Annotated in this window: 16 protein-coding genes and 2 pseudogenes; 13 read left to right on the top strand and 5 right to left on the bottom strand. The window is 41.6% G+C overall.

Going from position 1 to position 18,229, the window contains the following annotated elements; translation table 11 throughout:
• Positions 1-15 precede the first annotated feature (15 nt).
• From gyrB to dnaA, 3 genes are read right to left on the bottom strand one after another with little or no spacing between them, the layout of a single operon-like run.
• Positions 16-2,406: a DNA topoisomerase (ATP-hydrolyzing) subunit B gene (gene gyrB / locus IPK86_01145; protein QQS16828.1), complete on the bottom strand. Its 2,391-nt coding sequence runs from the start codon at positions 2,404-2,406 to the stop codon at positions 16-18.
• A gap of 52 nt (positions 2,407-2,458) precedes the next feature.
• The gene (locus tag IPK86_01140; GenBank protein QQS16827.1) at positions 2,459-3,565 is read right to left on the bottom strand and encodes a DNA polymerase III subunit beta; all 1,107 of its coding nucleotides are present in this window, start codon (positions 3,563-3,565) and stop codon (positions 2,459-2,461) included.
• Between the two features lie 34 nt (positions 3,566-3,599).
• On the bottom strand, positions 3,600-4,997 hold the full coding sequence (gene dnaA / locus IPK86_01135; protein ID QQS16826.1) for a chromosomal replication initiator protein DnaA: 1,398 nt from the start codon (positions 4,995-4,997) through the stop codon (positions 3,600-3,602).
• Positions 4,998-5,187: 190 nt separating this feature from the next.
• On the opposite strand from dnaA, the gene rpmH reads away from it, so the two are divergent.
• The 8 genes from rpmH (at position 5,188) to IPK86_01095 (ending at position 9,989) form a co-directional block, all read left to right on the top strand.
• Entirely contained in the window at positions 5,188-5,322 is a 135-nt protein-coding gene (gene rpmH / locus IPK86_01130; GenBank protein ID QQS16825.1) for a 50S ribosomal protein L34, read from the top strand.
• Positions 5,323-5,360: 38 nt separating this feature from the next.
• On the top strand, positions 5,361-5,666 hold the full coding sequence (gene rnpA / locus IPK86_01125; GenBank protein ID QQS16824.1) for a ribonuclease P protein component: 306 nt from the start codon (positions 5,361-5,363) through the stop codon (positions 5,664-5,666).
• Positions 5,667-5,724: 58 nt separating this feature from the next.
• On the top strand, positions 5,725-5,955 hold the full coding sequence (gene yidD / locus IPK86_01120) for a membrane protein insertion efficiency factor YidD (protein QQS17022.1): 231 nt from the start codon (positions 5,725-5,727) through the stop codon (positions 5,953-5,955).
• An 18-nt stretch (positions 5,956-5,973) separates the two neighbouring features.
• Positions 5,974-7,599, top strand: coding sequence for a membrane protein insertase YidC (gene yidC, locus IPK86_01115; GenBank protein QQS16823.1), 1,626 nt, complete (start codon positions 5,974-5,976; stop codon positions 7,597-7,599).
• Positions 7,600-7,614: 15 nt separating this feature from the next.
• Positions 7,615-7,863, top strand: coding sequence for a MoaD/ThiS family protein (locus IPK86_01110; GenBank protein QQS16822.1), 249 nt, complete (start codon positions 7,615-7,617; stop codon positions 7,861-7,863).
• A 65-nt stretch (positions 7,864-7,928) separates the two neighbouring features.
• Positions 7,929-8,366, top strand: a complete 438-nt coding sequence (locus IPK86_01105; GenBank protein ID QQS16821.1) for a molybdenum cofactor biosynthesis protein MoaE — start codon at positions 7,929-7,931, stop codon at positions 8,364-8,366.
• A gap of 68 nt (positions 8,367-8,434) precedes the next feature.
• A complete protein-coding gene (locus IPK86_01100) occupies positions 8,435-9,355 on the top strand; it encodes a PHP domain-containing protein (protein ID QQS16820.1) in 921 nt (306 codons plus the stop codon).
• On the top strand, positions 9,345-9,989 hold the full coding sequence (locus IPK86_01095; protein QQS16819.1) for a site-2 protease family protein: 645 nt from the start codon (positions 9,345-9,347) through the stop codon (positions 9,987-9,989). Before IPK86_01100 ends, IPK86_01095 begins: the two co-directional genes overlap by 11 nt.
• Positions 9,990-10,020: 31 nt before the next feature.
• On the opposite strand, the gene IPK86_01090 is transcribed toward IPK86_01095, so the two are convergent.
• A complete protein-coding gene (locus IPK86_01090) occupies positions 10,021-10,635 on the bottom strand; it encodes a carbonic anhydrase (protein QQS16818.1) in 615 nt (204 codons plus the stop codon).
• Between the two features lie 329 nt (positions 10,636-10,964).
• Between IPK86_01090 and IPK86_01085 the strand changes: the two genes are divergently transcribed.
• From IPK86_01085 to rmuC, 3 genes and pseudogenes are all read left to right on the top strand, one after another.
• Positions 10,965-12,311: an AAA family ATPase gene (locus tag IPK86_01085; GenBank protein QQS16817.1), complete on the top strand. Its 1,347-nt coding sequence runs from the start codon at positions 10,965-10,967 to the stop codon at positions 12,309-12,311.
• 11 nt (positions 12,312-12,322) lie between these two features.
• Positions 12,323-12,936 (top strand): annotated as a pseudogene (locus tag IPK86_01080) (RloB domain-containing protein).
• Positions 12,937-13,095: 159 nt separating this feature from the next.
• The gene (gene rmuC, locus IPK86_01075) at positions 13,096-14,346 is read left to right on the top strand and encodes a DNA recombination protein RmuC (GenBank protein ID QQS16816.1); all 1,251 of its coding nucleotides are present in this window, start codon (positions 13,096-13,098) and stop codon (positions 14,344-14,346) included.
• A gap of 165 nt (positions 14,347-14,511) precedes the next feature.
• On the opposite strand, the gene IPK86_01070 is transcribed toward rmuC, so the two are convergent.
• The gene (locus tag IPK86_01070) at positions 14,512-15,138 is read right to left on the bottom strand and encodes an NTP transferase domain-containing protein (GenBank protein ID QQS16815.1); all 627 of its coding nucleotides are present in this window, start codon (positions 15,136-15,138) and stop codon (positions 14,512-14,514) included.
• 228 nt (positions 15,139-15,366) lie between these two features.
• Here IPK86_01070 and IPK86_01065 point away from each other — a divergent pair, with 228 nt between their 5' ends.
• Both IPK86_01065 and IPK86_01060 read left to right on the top strand, forming a co-directional pair.
• Complete coding sequence (locus IPK86_01065) at positions 15,367-16,602, top strand: NarK/NasA family nitrate transporter (GenBank protein QQS16814.1); 1,236 nt, start codon at positions 15,367-15,369, stop codon at positions 16,600-16,602.
• Positions 16,603-16,668: 66 nt separating this feature from the next.
• A pseudogene (locus IPK86_01060) lies at positions 16,669-18,045 on the top strand (nitrate reductase subunit alpha).
• Positions 18,046-18,229 lie beyond the last annotated feature (184 nt).

Raw genomic sequence — 18,229 nt, 5'->3', positions numbered from 1 at the left:
AAAGCCTCTTACTTCTCAAATATCAATGTTGGACGCGGACAAGGCATTGCGTTCAATAAAAGCGCGTCTTGGTTCAACATTGTCCCCCATGAGGGTAGTAAAAACATCGTCCGCTGCAATCGCATCGGCTATGTTAACCTTCAATAAGCGACGCGCCGAGGGATCCATCGTTGTTTCCCACAGCTGTGTCGCATTCATTTCCCCTAACCCTTTATAGCGTTGAATACTCACACCGCGTCTTGCCTCAGCAAGCAACCAGTCTAAAGCCATCCCAAAATCCGTCACGGGCTGTTGCGTTTCCCCTTTACAAATATGAGCACCTTCTTGAACGAATTGATTCAAAACATGTGCTGTTTTGCACAGTACAGCATAATCTTGGCTTTCCAAAAATGGTTGGCTGATATGCGTAGTGACCGTATTGCCATGTAAGCGTCGGGTAACTTGAATATATTCAGCGTTATTTTTTTCATCCTTCATCAGTGAAAGAGCTATATCCTGCTTGGTGATTAAGGGTTCTAAAGCATCTAAGCTATCCATCGCTGCTTCATATGTTAGGAGTGATAAAGGACCCGTATGGAGCATGGCCTCCAATATCAAAGGATCAATCGCATGGCTTTCCCGCTCCATCACGGCACGAGCTAATAAATATTGATGAGCTATATCGGCTAAAACAGTTTGATCAAGCGGCATTGCCCCACGGCGCGGGATAAAGGTCGCCTTATCCAAAGCTAAAGTTAATAAATATTGATTCAGCTCCACATCATCTTTCAGGTATCGTTCCAGCTTACCTTGTTTAGCTTTATAAAGGGGTGGCTGTGCAATATAAATATGGCCGTTTTCAACCAACTCACTCATCTGGCGGTAAAAGAAAGTCAGTAGCAACGTGCGAATATGTGCCCCATCCACATCCGCATCGGTCATCAAGATGATACGGTGGTAGCGTAGCTTAGTTACATCATATTCTGCCTTACCAATGCCACAACCTAAAGCGGTGATCAATATTGCAATTTCTTGGCTAGCGAGCATTTTATCAAAACGCGCTTTTTCCACATTCAGGATCTTCCCCTTTAAGGGCAAAATGGCTTGAAAAGCTCGATCACGACCTTGTTTTGCGGATCCACCCGCCGAGTCGCCCTCCACTAAATATAATTCGGATAGAGCCGGATCTTTTTCTTGGCAATCGGCCAACTTACCTGGTAATCGTAATCCATCTAAAACGCTTTTTCTGCGGGTAATTTCACGCGCTTTACGAGCAGCTTCCCTTGCCCGGGCAGCTTCTGCAATCTTGCCACAAATCACCTTAGCATCAACTGGGTTTTCCAGTAAAAAGTTCTTGAGTGCCTCACCGATGACTTCATGGATGATGGGACTAACTTCACTGGAGACCAACTTATCTTTGGTTTGTGAGCTGAATTTAGGATCCTGTAATTTCACGGATAAAACACATACTAAACCTTCCCGCATGTCATCCCCAGTCGTTTCAATCTTGGCTTTTTTTGCAATGTCCTGCTCATCAATGTAGTGATTTAGCGTCCGCGTCATGACTTGGCGCAACGCAGTCAAATGCGATCCCCCATCGCGCTGGGGAATATTGTTGGTAAAACACTGAATATTTTCTTGATACGAATCATTCCACTGCATCGCCACTTCCACTGCAGTACCCGATTTTTCACCAGCTCCATAAAATACAGTCGAATGTAAAGGCGTTTTGTTGCGGTTCATGTATTGGACAAAACCAGCAACCCCACCTGATAGCAAAAATACTTCCTCTTGGCCACTGACTTGATCCGTCAACATAATCTTGACGCCATGATTTAAAAAAGACAATTCTCGAATCCGTTTGGCTAAGATGTCATAGCGATAGCTAATTGCCCCAAACACTTCAGCGCTAGCCATGAAAGTAACAGCCGTACCACAATGGGTCGTATCGCCTGTTTGATGCAGTGGCTTCACGGGCTCACCTTGCCGAAACTCCATTTCATGAATATGGCCATCACGCCATATTTTTAATTTGAGCCAATCCGATAAAGCATTGACAACCGATACGCCAACTCCATGTAATCCACCTGCGATTTTGTAGCTGTTGTTATCAAATTTCCCACCCGCATGCAGTACGGTCATAATCACTTCGGCCGCTGAGCGCCTTTCTTCTTGGTGTATATCCGTTGGAATGCCTCGCCCATTGTCCTCAACCGTCACCGAATAATCGGGGTGAATCGTGATATGGATGGTATCAGCATGGCCAGCTAAGACTTCATCAATGGCGTTATCCAAGACTTCGAACACCATATGGTGTAAGCCTGTCCCATCAGAAGTATCGCCAATGTACATACCGGGGCGCTTACGAACTGCATCTAACCCCTTGAGTACCTTAATACTCTCTGCATCATATTTTTGCTCAGTCATCAAGTTTTCTTATCCTAATCATTGATTCAAAGTGGGTAAGCTAGCATATGGATTAAACCCGTAATGGCATGACCACATATTTAAAATTAGGGTTCCCTGGCACCACAAATAAAGCCGGATGACGGTTATCGCTTAAAGCCAATTGCAACGTATCATCGGATAAATTATTCAATAGATCCAGTAGGTAATTCACATTAAAATGAATAGTCATGGCTTCGCCTTGATAGGCAATCTCCAGTTCTTCCTCAGCTTCTTCGTTTTCACTATTGGTACACACAATCGATAAAGCATTGGGCTTTAAAGACAGTTTAACATTGCGCTCTTTTTCGTTGGCTAAAATCGCAGCACGCTGCAAAGCATGCAGTAAATCCAGTCGATTGGCCAGAAAAATTTTATCGTTATCCAATGGAATGGCGTCATTATAATTGGGGAACTTGCCATCAATCATCTTGCTGATAATCTGTATAGCATTAAATTCAAAAACTGCTTGCTTAGCGGACAACTTCACCGTAATGGTTTGATCTGCATCAAAGGATAAGAGTTTATATAATTCGGTTACTGTTTTTTTAGGCAAAATCAGCTCTAAATCTGGCATGGTGTCGTCAAGCGCCGTTTGCACGTAAGCTAAGCGGTGTCCATCGGTTGCAACAAAATGGCATTGCTTAGCACGCGTTTGTAGCAGTAACCCATTTAAGTAATAGCGGATATCTTGGGAAGCAACACTATATTGCACGAGGGACAACAATTGATGTAAATGCTGCTGTGACAGAGTAAAAGTGGCTAATGTCTCAGGCTCCATTTCAAGCTTTGGAAAGTCTTTTGCTGGTAAAGTTTGCAGATTAAAACGGCTTTTACCTGATGTTAAAACAAGGCGTTCTGCTTGCTGATCTAGTGATAATGTAGCTTGTTCTGGCATCGCCCGTAAAATATCCAGCAACTTTTTAGCTGAAGTTGTCAAGCTAAAGTCTTCACTAGCAAATGCTGGGCTACGCGTACTAATCTGGATATCCAAATCAGTTGCTGTAATATGTAAAGCATTATTGGTCTGCTCAATTAACACATTCGACAAAATGGGCAACGTATGTCGGCGCTCAACCATACCAGCCACCGTTTGGAGGGGTTTGAGCAAAGCATCGCATTGAGTTTGTAAAATGATCATCAGTTCAACTCCCTCATCTTATGCAAGTTAAGAATCAATACTGCAACATGGCTCGCAACAGTTCCACTTCTTTGGCCAGTGTTTCATCGTGTTTGCACTGCTCGCCGATCGTATGACAAGCATGTAACACCGTTGAATGATCCCTGCCACCAAATGCTCTGCCAATGATCGGTAAAGAAGACTGGGTCAGCTCTTTTGTTAACAACATAGCCACTTGACGCGGTTTGGTGATCGTGCGAATACGTCGTTTACTATACATATCCGATAATTGAATTTTATAAAAATCGGCTACTGTCTTTTGAATCATTTCCACGGTAATATGCTGTACGTTGGCTGCAATGATATCTTTTAGGGCTTCTTTGGCAAATTCAATAGTGATGGGTCGCCGATGAAATCCCGCAAATGCCTTGACTCGTTTTAAAGCACCCTCCAACTCACGCCCATTGGCTCGAATATGTTGGGCAATAAAAAAAGCTACTTCGTTACTGATCGTTATATTGGTCATGTCTGCTTTTTTCAGTAAAATCGCTACCCGCATTTCCAATTCGGGAGGGAGAATCTGGATGGTCAAGCCGTACGAAAAACGCGAGATCAAGCGTTTATCCATGAGTTTTTTATCGGAACCAATTTTTTTAGGAAAAACATCGCCCGTAATCACCACTTGCTTTTGATTTGTCAACAAGGTATTGAAAATATAAAAAAATTCCTCCATGGTTCTTTGCTTGCCTGCTAAAAATTGAATATCATCAATCAGCAGTAAATCCACGGCTTGATAGGTATTTCTAAACAGTTCAAATCCCTTGTGCTGGTAGGCGTGAATAATGTCTTGCGCAAAGTCTTGTGCATGAATGTAACGAATATTAGCTTGGGGTTGATGATGATAGATCTGATTTCCGATGGCCTGCATCAGGTGGGTTTTGCCCACGCCAACGCCCCCATAAATAAAAAGCGGGTTATAAACCTTATCTCCAGGATTGCCAGCGACCTGTAATGCTGCAGCGTGAGCCAATTCATTACTACGGCCAACCACCAACGTGTCAAAAGTAAAGCAATTATCAAGACCTGTTTTGCTGTGTTTTTTGCGTAGAGCAAGATGAGCGTTTGGTGTATCGGAGGCAATCGGATTGGCAACAACATGGACATGGGGCAATGGGGCATGGGTCGCTTGAGTCCTATGAGGTAAAGGAGCCAATTTCAGCACCACTTTTTTATCTTGCCCCGCTTCGGTGACCCATTTTTCAATACACACCAATAGCTTTTCTTTTTGAACCGCTTCTAAAATAAATTGATTGGGTGCAATCAACGCTAATTCACTTTCGCTTTCTTGGTGCGTTTCAAGCAATAAGGGTTCAACGAGCGTTTTAAATTTAAGCGGAGACAGCTCGCCTTCAAGGCGAGTGAGGCAATTGGCCCAAAAATTCGCTAAATCCATGGAATATGCTGCAATCTTTAATAGTCTTTAATAACCTGAAAACTATGCCAAACGGATGGCAGAATCTTGTGACATATTACATGGTTGGCTCAAAGTTATCCACAGAATTTATCGAATTTAACCATTGACAAACCACCCAGTTCACTGTGTAATAGCCCATATTAAGCTTTTTTATTTGGATGGCACCGTTATGAAGCGTACTTACCAGCCCTCTGTGATATGCAGGAAACGTACCCATGGTTTTCTTGTTCGATCTAGAACTTGTGGTGGTCGTGCTGTATTGGCTGCTCGGCGCGCCAAAGGTCGCAAACGTTTAGCCGTGTAGCGTCATTGATACTCCGTTTCGATAAGACAAAGCGCCTATTGCGATCAACCGAGTTTAAGTTGGTGCTGAAAAGTCACCGTACAGCTTCGAATGCATTTTTTCGCATCTATGTCTTGCCTAATGCACAACAAGAGCCCAGATTAGGATTGAGTGTTGCCAAAAAAATCAATAAGCATGCCTGTAAACGTCATGGCATTAAACGGATTGTTCGAGAATGGTTTCGCCTGCATCAGGCAGGATTTCCTGCTGTGGATATCGTGATTCAATCCCGCTGTGTGTATGATAAAACCAAGCAAAAAGCATTTTGGGAAGCGCTATATGAGCTCGAAAAAGCGATTCGATAGACAGCAACTGAACTGGTCGCATGAAAACCGTAGTAACCTGCTTCGATGGCAAGGAGGCATGTTATGGATTCATCGGCTATGGCTCAACGTTTTACTCGGTGTGATTCGTGGCTATCAAGTCGCCATTAGTCCCCTTTTACCAGCACGTTGCCGTTATGTACCCACTTGCTCTGAATATGCGATAGGTGCAATTGTGCGCTATGGCACACGAAAAGGTATACGGTTAGCTTTCAAACGGATCTTACGTTGTCACCCATTAGGTGGTCACGGTTATGACCCTGTTCCCTAACACAAGAGTGCTCTATCCATGGATTTAAAAAAATTACTGGTGTTTGTTGGTTTGAGTGCCGCCTTATTGTACGGCTGGACTTACTTATTCCCGCCTACCTATACACCCACACAAAGTATAGCGACATTACCCACAGTAAAAACTGCCGAACCCAATACGGTAGCCTCCACGGCCTTATCTGAAGCCAGTTCACTACCCAGTAAAACACGTATTGTTGTTACAACCGATGTACTGAAAGCTGAAATTGATACCATGGGAGGCGATTTGAGAACCTTATCGCTTCTTAAACACCACTCAGCCATTGATACTGGTAAACCGTTTGAATTACTCTCGGATAAAAAAGGTCATATTTATATTGCACAAACCGGGCTAACCAGTACCGATAAAACCCTAATGGATCTACCTACCCATAAAACAGTCTTTACAGCAGAAAAAGAGCATTACACCTTAAAAGGGGATCACATAACGGTTCGTCTACATGCCCCACCATTGGCTGGTATTCAAGTCGATAAAGTCTATTCTTTTCATCGCGGTAGCTATGTTATTGATGTGCGCTATGATATTGATAATCGCCTCAATAAGCCCCTATCTTTAACAGCCTATTACCGCTTTTTGCGTGGCAATCAAACGCCAGAGGGCGAATCAAGCCTCACTTCAACCTTCACAGGGCCTGCGCTATACACCAAAAAAGATCAATTCCAAAAGATTGATTTTGAAGACTTGGATAGCGCTAAAGCCGAATATCCCAATCAGGCTACTGATGGCTGGATCGCTATGATTCAGCATCATTTTCTCTCCGCATGGATTTTTCAGCCGTCTGGTAAACATAATGCTTGTGCAAAAAATTGTTATTTTGATGTCAACGCCCTACAAAATAATTTGTACTCAGCAGGCGTACTAAAACCCCTTGCCCTGATTAAGCCAGGATCCAAAAAGTCCTTTAATATGACCTTATTTACAGGACCTCAAGAATATGACCTCCTTACGCATATCACACCTGGGCTGGAATTATCCAAAGATTACGGCTGGGTTCATATTTTTGCCGCACCTTTATTTTGGTCGTTGACCAAACTGCAGGATTTAGCCTGCAATTGGGGTTGGGCAATTGTGCTATTAACCCTCATTATTAAAGCACTGTTTTACCCGTTAACTGCCGCTTCTTACCGATCCATGGCAAAAATGCGAACGATTGCCCCGAAATTACAGCAGCTCAAAGAACGCTTTGGTGATGATCGAATCAAGATGCAGCAAGCAACCATGGAGCTTTATAAAACAGAAAAGATCAATCCTTTAGGGGGCTGCTTACCGATCTTGATACAAATTCCCGTATTCATTGGCCTTTATTGGGCACTACTAGCCTCAGTTGAGCTGCGCCAATCGCCTTGGATTGGTTGGATTCATGACTTGTCACGTCCGGATCCTTTTTTCATCCTGCCAGCTTTAATGGCGATTACCATGGTCGCTCAGACATACTTAAGTCCGCCACCGGCTGACCCGGTGCAGGCTAAAATGATGAAGATTATGCCGATTGCTTTTTCGGTGATGTTTTTCTTCTTCCCGGCAGGTTTGGTGTTATATTGGTTGGTTAACAATATTTTATCAATTTTGCAGCAGTGGTACGTTAACCGCCAAGCAGCAAGGTAGATAGATAAACAAGAGATGATTACGATTCGGTATTTTGGGTTATTACGCGAATTATTGCAGTGCCATGAGGAAACGTTGGCTTGGTCGGGTCAAGATAGTCACGAATTATTGCAGCAGCTCAGGGCACGCGGTGACGATTGGGCAAATGCTTTGTCTGAACAAAATGTCTTTCGTATTGTGCTCAATCACCAAGTGATTGAGGAACCAACGGCTATTCCAGACGGATCTGAAGTGGCTTTCTTACCCCCTGTCACAGGCGGATAACAACCCCATAAACCTCTTCAAGTTAGACCTAATTTGTATCACCTTGACAAGGAAAATATAAGGCGATGTGGTTACATGTCACGATACAGCATAGCCCATTTGATTTGGCGCAAGAAGAAGCTATGTTGCGTTCACAGCATCCAGATATTGGTGGCATTGTTGCCTTTCAAGGTGTGGTACGCTCTCATGATGCTGCAGTACCGTTGCGTGCACTTTGTATTGAACACTACCCTGTATTGACCGAACAAGAAATAACCAACATCGCGCATGTAGCTTCGAAGCGTTGGCCAATCATTGCTTGCCGTATCATTCATCGCATCGGCGAATTATTGCCTGGCGAGCCGATTGTGCTGGTATTAGTTGGCACACAGCACCGCGAAGCGGGTTTTCAAGCCGTGCAATTTCTGATGAATCAGATCAAAACGCAAGTGTCGCTTTGGAAACGCGAAGAATTAATTGATGGCAGCCATTATTGGGCAAAAGCTCAATCGCTGGCTGTTTAATCATAAATTGTGTAGGTTAGAGGTAGGTTTTATGAGTGTACATTTCATTCACTGATCACAAGTTTATTATGTCTTGTACCCATGCGTTAGCCCAAATACCTATTGATTTACATAGTCACTCTTACTATTCGGATGGTGTCTTATCCCCTACTGAACTTGTTCAAACTGCCTACAATAATGGTGCTGCATTACTTGCTTTAACCGATCATGATTGTACCGATGGTTTGGCAGAAGCTCATGATTATGCTGAAGCATTGCGCTTACCCTTTGTCAAGGGTGTTGAAATTTCAGCAACTTGGCAAAACACGCAGACTCTGCATATTGTAGGCCTAGGCATTGATCCAACTTGCCCTGAATTGATACAGGGTCTTAAAACAGTTCGATCTGGGCGATTAATGCGCCTAAAAAAAATGCATGACCTTTTTGTAGAACATGGTATTGAGGGTGTTTATGAGGGTGCTTTAGACTATGCTAAAAATCCACTTCTAGTCGGCCGATTGCATATTGCGCGGTACCTCGTAAAAATCGGCCTATTTGATACAACGCATCAAGTATTTCGCTATTACCTAACACCAGGCAAGATCGGCTATGTCCCGCATCATTGGGCATCGTTACCGGATGTGATGGCTTGGATACGCCACGCAAAAGGTATTCCTGTTTTAGCGCATCCGAGCCGTTATGGTCTAACTGCCAAGCAAATAACTGAACTTCTGCAAACTTTTTATGCTTTAGGCGGCATAGCCATCGAAGCCGGTAGTGCTAGGTATTCGGTAGCAGAAATCCAACATTACGTAGACTATGCCAAGCAGTTTAATTTGGAAGTCAGTGTCGGTAGTGACTTTCACGCACCATCTGCTGATGGCAGAATGGTCGGCTTTTCACCCGCATTACCGAGTCACGCACCTTACGTTTGGTACCGTTGGCTGCCAGTAGCTTCATCACACAATCAAAGCAATAATGATGATAGGATAGTCGGTCATGCAACCTGAAACCATTCAGTTTTTAATCATCTACGCACTACCTGTTCTTTTGGCTATTACCATCCATGAAGCATCTCATGCCTATGCTGCACGACGCTTTGGCGATGATACAGCCTATTTAGCAGGCAGAATGACGCTGAACCCACTCAAACATATTGACCCGCTTGGCACGATTATTGTTCCGGCTCTATCCATTGCATTAGGCGGTTGGATTTTTGGATGGGCAAAACCAGTGCCAGTCAATCCAGCACGGTTTCGACGAATAAGGCAAGATATGGCTTGGGTAGCTTTTGCAGGACCATTAGCTAATTTCTTCATGGCATTAAGCTGGGGGGTCTTGCATCACCTAGCGTTGAATATGACGGGTGAATTTGCGCTACCCTTTATGTTGATGAGTCAAGCTGGTATACACATTAATTACCTGCTGATGGTATTTAATCTATTACCGATTTTGCCGATGGATGGCGGTCGTATCATGCAAAGCTTACTTTTTAATCGTCATTATGCTGATCTATACGCTCGCACTGAACCCTATGGTACATGGTTGCTCATTGCACTTTTAGCATCAGGGCTACTATCTGGCTTTTTGCGGTATTGTTTGCAACATTTAATGCAATTGACCGATTGGCTCATACCTTTTTAAGGATGAATGGTATAAAGCAATAGCGTTTTCCTTACCATGTATCGTGAGCTGGTATAAAGCATTGTTTAGCAACATCTAAAATATGTACTTCGCCTTGCTCAATCACATAATGCCAACCATGCAAGGTTAGTCGGTTAGCCTCAACTTTAGCCTTGACCATTGGAAAACTCATTAGGCGCTCTAATTGCAAAATAATGGCACGCTGCTCCACTTTTCTTAATAAAGCATCCGTCTTGGGAGGAGGTAATAACGCTTCATCCAACAAGCTAATCCATGAAGCAAGATTAACAGCTCCTTGAGGCACTCCGTCATATGCTAACTGCACCGCCCCGCAGTGACTATGCCCACAAACAATAATCTTATCAACTTGTAAACTTAAGACAGCAAACTCAATGCCTGCAGTAGTGCCATGCATGCCGTGCGAAACATCATAAGGCGGCACAATCGCCCCCACATTTCTGATCACAAATAAATCACCAGGCCCCGTACCCATTAATAAATCCGGAACGATTCTGGAATCAGAACAACCCAAAAAGAGAATCTTAGGGCGTTGCCCAGCTTTGACTAAATGAGCAAACTTTTCGCGATGGGCTGGAAAGTACTCTAGACGAAACGCTTGTAGTTTTTTTAGGAGTTCATCAGGCATATTTTGTCGCCATGGGTAATGTAAAAGCAGAATGAAGAGGCGTTAGTATGCCTGATTTTGAGCCATTAAGTTGAAAAATGATGATTGAGTCAAGCCCTAATTCCTGTTGATTTTAAAAGTTTGATTTTGTTGAAAAATCGCCATTTTCGCAAGAAAAAACCATTTATCGAGTCAGGATGATACTGTTTTTGCTGAGAATCATCCGTTGCTTATTCGGATCAAACTATTATTGAGCTCGTTTTTACTGTAAATAATGTGATTTTTGCTCTTTAATTATGAAAAAATAACGAATCATAGTACAATTATGCTTATAGAAAAGGAGTAAAGAAATGCTAATTCGTTTCTCAATCGAGAATTGGATGTCATTCCGTGATCCGGTTACTTTCTCCATGATTGCCAGTAAAGAACGACAACATGGCAATAGAGTCCCTAAGTTGGGTAAATATCGTACCCGAATATTGCCTATCACAGCTATTTATGGCGGTAATGCCTCTGGAAAAACCAATTTTTTTAAGGCGCTCCATTTTGTCAGAAAAATCATCGTTAGAGGCACTGAGCCAGATAGCGATATTGCTGTTAAAAATTTTCTGCTAGATGATGTTAAAGTTGAGCAACCTACCCGATTTGCGCTAGAAATATTGGTAGATAAAACTATTTATGGATTTGCATTCTCTGTCAATCATAAGCAAGTTCTGGAAGAAAAACTGACCAAAATATTCAGCAATCGCGAACAAACGCTTTATACACGTTCGTGCGGTAAGATCAAATATGATAAATCACTAACTGAACAGGGGCGTCTAAAATTTACTTTTGAAAGCACACGCAATAACCAGTTATTTCTCACAAGCACTGTATTGTTGAATTTGCAGCACTTTAAACCTGTCTACGATTGGTTTGCAAAACATCTAGTACTGATTGCGCCCGATTCGCGCTTTGGACCATTCGATAAATTTATGAATGAAAGCGGTTCATTGCATAATACGATGAACGACATGTTGCCACAACTCGATACAGGTATCGCCCGTCTTGGCGAAAAACCGATTGCTTTGGAAGAGATGCATCTATCAGAACCCTTTAAGCAGTTATTTCAGGAGGAAGTACTGGATAAAATACAAGAGGGGGAAACAATTAGAGTGCGGCTATGGAAAAACAAGCGTTGCCTTATAACTTGTCAAAATAAACAACTAAGTGTTAGAGAGTTGGTTGCCAATCATCGTAAAGCAGATGGCACAGAAGTCTCGTTCGATATTGATCAAGAATCAGATGGCTCTCAACGTGTTTTAGATCTGCTTCCTGCTTTTTTTGCGCTCACTGCGTCAAATGCAAAAAAAGTTTTTGTTATTGATGAAATTGATCGCAGTTTACATACCCTACTGACTCGCCGCCTGCTTGAGGCCTACTTAGCAAATTGCTCAGATAAAACAAGATCTCAACTTCTGCTAACCACGCATGATGTGTTTTTAATGGATCAACATTTGCTACGTCGCGATGAAATATGGGTTGCTGAACGCAAGCATTCCGGGTCATCAATGCTGATACCTTTTAGTGATTATAAGGATATCCGATACGATAAAGATATCAAAAAAAGTTACCTGCAAGGTCGGCTCCGCGGTATTCCGCATATTCTAATGGGCAATCATTTTGTCAATAGTCAGGCTGTCGAAGAGATTGCCTAGGAAATATAGTAATGGCTAAAGAACGCAGAAAATTTGAGCGATATTCTCAAGCATTACCTTATGGCAAGCAGTTTTTAATCGTCACCGAAGGCAAAAAACAGAACCTGCTTACTTTAATCTTTTTAATGAAATGGAAAAAAACTTGGCTGTTTTTGTGCGTTGCCTGACAAGCAAACATAGTGCACCAAATGCCGTCTTAGAATGCATGCAAAGCCACCTTAAGGAAAAAGGATCAATTAAGGCTACCGACGAAGCATGGTTAGTCGTTGATAAAGACAGCTGGAACAAAGAACAACTCAATGCTCTTTATGAATGGTCAAAACAAAAAAATAATTATCACTTAGCTCTCAGTAATCCAAAATTCGAATATTGGCTTCTTTTTCACTTTGAAAAAGGAGTAAACATTACTTCGGATCATCAATTAAAAAAACGACTAGCAGAACACATGCCGAATTATGACAAAACCATTAACAATCGAAAAATGACTATTGAGAAAATTCGTTCGGCCGTTGAACGTGCCAAACAGCGTGATCATCCGCCTTGCGAGAAATGGCCACAAGAGAAATGGCAAACAACGGTTTATAAATTGGTTGACAATATTTTACAACAGGAAATCAAAACTTGATGAGGTTGGCATCTTTAGCTTAAAGTATTGCAAAACACCTAATTAAATCAATCATTCGTGTATCCGTTTTAGGATATCTTTAAGGAGTCATGGCTTAAACCAAGAAAAACATTAAGAAACCAGAATGAATGTTATCATGGGAGAATAGTGGAGCCATCAATGATTTATCTCGTCTTATCCTTAGCACTACTGACCATATCGATCTTGAGCATGATCTTGCTTCAGTTGCTTAAAACCAATAAAACTGCTCAACAAACTATCCATCAACTCAACGAAACAGTCGTTGAGTACCGTATTCAGCTCAATACAGCCGAAGAAACTAAAAAACAAGCTGAGGCGTTGGCACAATCAGCACAAAATCAGTTCAAGGTATTAGCTAATGACATTTTAGAAGAAAAAGCCAAACGCTTTACCGAGCAAAATCAAGTCAATCTTTCGCAATTACTCACGCCGCTTCAAAGTAACATTCAAACCTTCCAGCAAAAATTGGAGGAAATGTATAAGCAAGATATTGCGCAACAGGCAACTTTGCAAAACGAGTTGCGGCATATTAAAGACTTAAACTCAGCCATGACCAAAGAAGCCCATGAATTGGCTACCGCCTTAAAGGGTCACGCTAAACAGCAAGGTACATGGGGCGAAACAGTATTAGGCAATGTCCTTGAATGTTCAGGATTGCGTGAAGGCAAAGATTTTGAAACAGAAAAGCATTTTAGTATGGTAGAGGGTAATCGACGCCCAGATGTGGTAGTGCGTTTACCTCAAAATAAACATCTGATCATTGATGCCAAAGTATCGCTCAATGCTTACCTTCGCTATGTCAGAGCAGAGGACGAAGCAACACGTAAAATGGCTTTGGACGAACATGTAAGAGCCATTAGCGATCGCATCAAAGAATTGTCTGATCGGGATTACTTTAAACTGCCAGGACTAAATTCTCCAGAAATGGTTTTTATGTTCATTCCCATTGAGTCGGCTTTTGTTGAAGCCTTGCGTGCAAATGATAGCTTGTTTCAAAAAGCCATTGAAGAGCAACATGTTTTAGTGACGACACCAACAACTTTATTGACCAGTTTAAATATTGTCAAGCAGCTTTGGCGATTTGAGGAACAAAATACACACACCAAGATCTTGGCAGAACAAGCTAGTAAATTTCATCAAAAACTAACTGGCTTTTTGGAAAATTTGTTGGGCATTGGGCAATCCATTGATAAATCAAAAGAAATTTTTGATAGAGCAATGGGGCAATTTTATTGTGGTAAGAATAATCTAATCAAACAAGCCAAAGCACTTGAAAAATTAGGGGTATCAGTACAAAAAAAACTGCCTGAAGAATTAGTCGATAAAGCAGCAATGGAGTTAACGTATATTGCTGAAACATCGGGAACAAAAAAACCAGATGGTGATTGATAGTGCCTATCAATAGCCAGTTTACTATTAATGCAATTAAAATTTGTGCACATAAAATAGCTCCTCAAGCAACAACAAAAAGTTTGTTGAGGATATCAAAATCTCGCTGTCACTAACTAATTCGTTGATAACTAACGTAGTTTTATTTGTAGCTACCTTAATTTCTCAATTCACTTCCCTGGCATCATTTTTTTCAAAATTCTTCCATTCTTGAATGGTATTAATATTTTTTAGCATGGAAGTTAAAGAGGAGGATGTAGGTAACTGATTTATATGCAATGGCTTAATAAAGTTTTTGATGGAGCATGAAAGACCATTTTTAAGCCGTAACATTACAGTTCGACAATGAGACACAACACGAGGAGTTGAACACAAAACAAGAGGCAGCATATTTTGAGCTATTATACAGCCATCAAAAAATTGGCTGTTAATAAGTAAATGATTCAGTACATCGGGTTTGAGCAATGACATATCAATTGGTACAATTAACACTTCAAGTGGCATTGAAAAATGCGACGTAATCCATGTAACAACTGAAACAATGCCGCTAACCGGACCTGCTTTTGCATAAAGATCCAATACAACATGATCTTGCCATTGATCTCTACGGCATCCACTAAGTACAACATGTTGACTACCCGCCTCAAGAAGTACTTTGCGTGAACGCTGCAAAAAGTTTTCCGTACCAATTTTGAGTATAGCTTTATCCATGCCCATTCGATGAGATTGACCGCCAGCTAATACAACACCGAAGACTGTTATAGAAGTTTGTTGAAGTTGATTAGTTGCCATCTTATCAAAAATATACTATGAGATTGATACAAAGTGGTCAGTTCCTGACACACCCAGTTTGTTTTGGTTAAATATTCAACGTAATACGGCAAGATACCCAACACCATTATCGCTTGCGGCAATCTTTGTAATTTTGATGCAAAAAAACAAAATGATTTAAAAAAAATAGGTATATTCTACAATCATTGTAGAATAGGCTTGCTAATTTTAAATAAGCTATCGGAGCTCATGATATTTACAAAAGCACAATTATCAGTTGTTTCATCCAGTACATTTGCTTTTACTATTTGTTTTGCAGTTTGGATGATGTTTGCAGTCATTGGTATACCCATCAAAGCAAAACTCGGACTTAGCGAAACGGAGTTTGGCCTTTTAACAGCGATGCCTGTTTTGTCAGGATCACTAATCCGTTTACCGCTTGGGATGATGACTGATAAATACGGTGGTCGAATTGTGTTTTTCATATTGATGTTAGCCTGTATTGTACCTATATGGTTGATCGGAGAAGCGACCAAATTTTGGCAATTCTTAGTCTTGGGTCTATTCGTCGGATTAGCGGGTGGGTCATTCTCAGTTGGCATTGCCTATGTTGCGCGATGGTTTGACAAACAGCGCCAGGGATTGGCAATGGGAATCTTTGGTGCTGGCAATTCAGGGGCTTCATTAACAAAATTTGTAGCACCGTCAATTATAGTTATCTTTGGTTGGGCAATGGTACCTAAAGTCTATGCTGTTGCCATGCTAGTTACTGCACTGATTTTTTGGATGTTCAGTTTTACTGATACAAGCCATCACATCAGTAATAGTGTACCAATTGCCAATCAATTGCAGGTATTACAAGATAAAAAAGTGTGGAAATATTGTCAATATTATTCGATCGTATTTGGGGGATATGTTGGGTTATCACTCTGGATGACTAAATACTATGTTTCAGAGTATGGTTTTAACTTAACAACAGCCGCATTATTAGCAGCTTGTTTTTCTCTACCAGGAGGTGTGCTTCGAGCAGTAGGTGGATGGTTATCAAATAAATATGGAGCACATGCTGTAACATGGTGGGTGCTGTGGGTAAGTTGGATTTGTTTGTTTGTGATGTCTTACCCACAAACAGACTTTACCATCCAAACTATCAACGGCTATAAAACATTCCACATCGGTCTTTCTCCTACAATATTTACTCTACTGCTTTTCGCGATGGGAGTTGCTTGGGCTTTTGGAAAAGCTTCAGTGTTTAAATATATTTCAGATGATTATCCAAAAGATATCGGGGTTGTTTCTGGTATCGTGGGATTGATTAGTGGACTCGGCGGATTCATTTTACCGATTATGTTTGGCGCACTGGTCGATTTAACTGGCGTTCGTTCTTCAGCGTTTATGCTTTTATATGGCATCATTTCCGTTTCTTTAATTTGGATGCATTTTACAGAAGTTCGTTCTTCGTCCATATTGGAGCGTAGAAAATAAGAAACTATAGCAATACTTGTATTGTCATCAGAATATTCAGAAAAGGTCGTCATTTGAAATCCGTTTATTGACCGCTTAAAATTTCTTATCGCAAAAAAAGAAAAATTTTCTGATGGGCACGGTCAAACAACAGCAGAAGATCGTGCGTGGGAAGAATCCTACCGAAGTCGCTGGCAATATGACAAAATTGTTCGTTCCACACATGGGACAAACTGTACAGGCTCATGTTCTTGGAAAATCTATGTCAAAAGCGGTATCGTTACTTGGGGAACACAACAAACGGATTATCCGCGCACTAGGCCTGATATGCCTAATCATGAGCCGAGCGGTTGTGCACGTGGGGCTTCGTATTCTTGGTACCTTTATAGCGCTAATCGTGTCAAGCACCCTATGGTACGTTCATCTTTATTAAAAGCATGGCGTCAACATCGCCAAACACTTGCGCCTGTACAAGCTTGGGAAGCGCTTTCTAACGACCAAGCTACGGTTAAGCGCTATCAAAGTGAACGTGGCAAAGGAGGGTTTTTGCGAACGACTTGGGATGAAATCAACGATATAGTAGCAGCAGCCAATATTTATACTGCCACTAAATACGGTCCTGATCGAATAGTAGGATTTTCACCCATTCCAGCCATGTCAATGGTCAGTTACGCAGCAGGTAGCCGCTATTTATCATTAATCGGCGGTGTTTGCCTAAGCTTTTACGATTGGTACTGTGATTTACCTCCGGCTAGCCCACAAACATGGGGTGAGCAAACCGATGTACCAGAATCAGCCGATTGGTATAACGCTACCTATATTATGATGTGGGGGTCAAATGTACCCCAAACACGTACACCAGATGCACACTTCATGACAGAGGTTCGTTACAAAGGCACCAAAATCGTATCCGTATTTCCTGATTATGCTGAGGGCGCTAAATTTGCAGATATATGGCTGCATCCTAAACAAGGGACAGACTCTGCGCTTGCTATGGCAATGTGTCATGTCATTCTAAAAGAATTTCATGTATCGGGTAAAAGCGATTACTTCGAGCATTATTGTCGTCAATACACAGACATGCCCCATCTTGTTCGTATGATCAAAAAAGATGGTGCATTTGTTCCTGATCGCTATGTGAGAGCTGCCGATTTTATTGATGCACTTGGTGAAATCAGTCATCCAGACTGGAAAACTGTTGTAATTGATGAATATACTGATTTACCAGTCGTACCAGTTGGATCTGTTGGCTTCCGATGGAGCTAAGATAAAACTGAGCAATCAAGCGCTGATTCTGGTAAATGGAATCTTAAAGCAGAAACAAGAGATGGCAAACCAATCAAACCCTGTCTATCGCTTATCAAGGGACATGATGCCATTGTAGAAGCTTTGTTTCCATATTTTGGCAATATTATACATAAACATTTTAATAGTACTACACATCAGATAATCCACCCATGGTAAGTGTGGCCAAACCCAATTGGGCTAAAGAACGTTTCAAAGCTTGATGAGATATCACCATGTACTCCTTCATCATGATTACCTAAAACTACCCTTGCTAGTTTATTTGAATAAATAAACAACTTAAAAAATAAAAACAACCTTTTTGCGTAATAGTAACGCGATTATAGCTTATTTTTCTATTTTA

The sequence above is a fragment of the Neisseriales bacterium genome (assembly GCA_016699915.1).
GTDB lineage: Bacteria > Pseudomonadota > Gammaproteobacteria > Burkholderiales > Q3-R57-64 > Q3-R57-64.
Note: the sequence above shows the minus strand (reverse complement) of the source record. Positions and strands in the feature narration are given on the sequence as shown.

Excerpts from the sequence above, each read along its gene's own strand:
- gyrB (QQS16828.1), bottom strand. The coding sequence starts at position 2,406 with ATGACTGAGCAAAAATATGATGCAGAGAGTATTAAGGTACTCAAGGGG.
- IPK86_01140 (QQS16827.1), bottom strand. The coding sequence starts at position 3,565 with ATGATCATTTTACAAACTCAATGCGATGCTTTGCTCAAACCCCTCCAA.
- dnaA (QQS16826.1), bottom strand. The coding sequence starts at position 4,997 with ATGGATTTAGCGAATTTTTGGGCCAATTGCCTCACTCGCCTTGAAGGC.
- rpmH (QQS16825.1), top strand. The coding sequence starts at position 5,188 with ATGAAGCGTACTTACCAGCCCTCTGTGATATGCAGGAAACGTACCCAT.
- yidD (QQS17022.1), top strand. The coding sequence starts at position 5,725 with ATGTTATGGATTCATCGGCTATGGCTCAACGTTTTACTCGGTGTGATT.
- yidC (QQS16823.1), top strand. The coding sequence starts at position 5,974 with ATGGATTTAAAAAAATTACTGGTGTTTGTTGGTTTGAGTGCCGCCTTA.
- IPK86_01110 (QQS16822.1), top strand. The coding sequence starts at position 7,615 with ATGATTACGATTCGGTATTTTGGGTTATTACGCGAATTATTGCAGTGC.
- IPK86_01105 (QQS16821.1), top strand. The coding sequence starts at position 7,929 with ATGTGGTTACATGTCACGATACAGCATAGCCCATTTGATTTGGCGCAA.
- IPK86_01100 (QQS16820.1), top strand. The coding sequence starts at position 8,435 with ATGTCTTGTACCCATGCGTTAGCCCAAATACCTATTGATTTACATAGT.
- IPK86_01095 (QQS16819.1), top strand. The coding sequence starts at position 9,345 with ATGCAACCTGAAACCATTCAGTTTTTAATCATCTACGCACTACCTGTT.
- IPK86_01090 (QQS16818.1), bottom strand. The coding sequence starts at position 10,635 with ATGCCTGATGAACTCCTAAAAAAACTACAAGCGTTTCGTCTAGAGTAC.
- IPK86_01085 (QQS16817.1), top strand. The coding sequence starts at position 10,965 with ATGCTAATTCGTTTCTCAATCGAGAATTGGATGTCATTCCGTGATCCG.
- rmuC (QQS16816.1), top strand. The coding sequence starts at position 13,096 with ATGATTTATCTCGTCTTATCCTTAGCACTACTGACCATATCGATCTTG.
- IPK86_01070 (QQS16815.1), bottom strand. The coding sequence starts at position 15,138 with ATGGCAACTAATCAACTTCAACAAACTTCTATAACAGTCTTCGGTGTT.
- IPK86_01065 (QQS16814.1), top strand. The coding sequence starts at position 15,367 with ATGATATTTACAAAAGCACAATTATCAGTTGTTTCATCCAGTACATTT.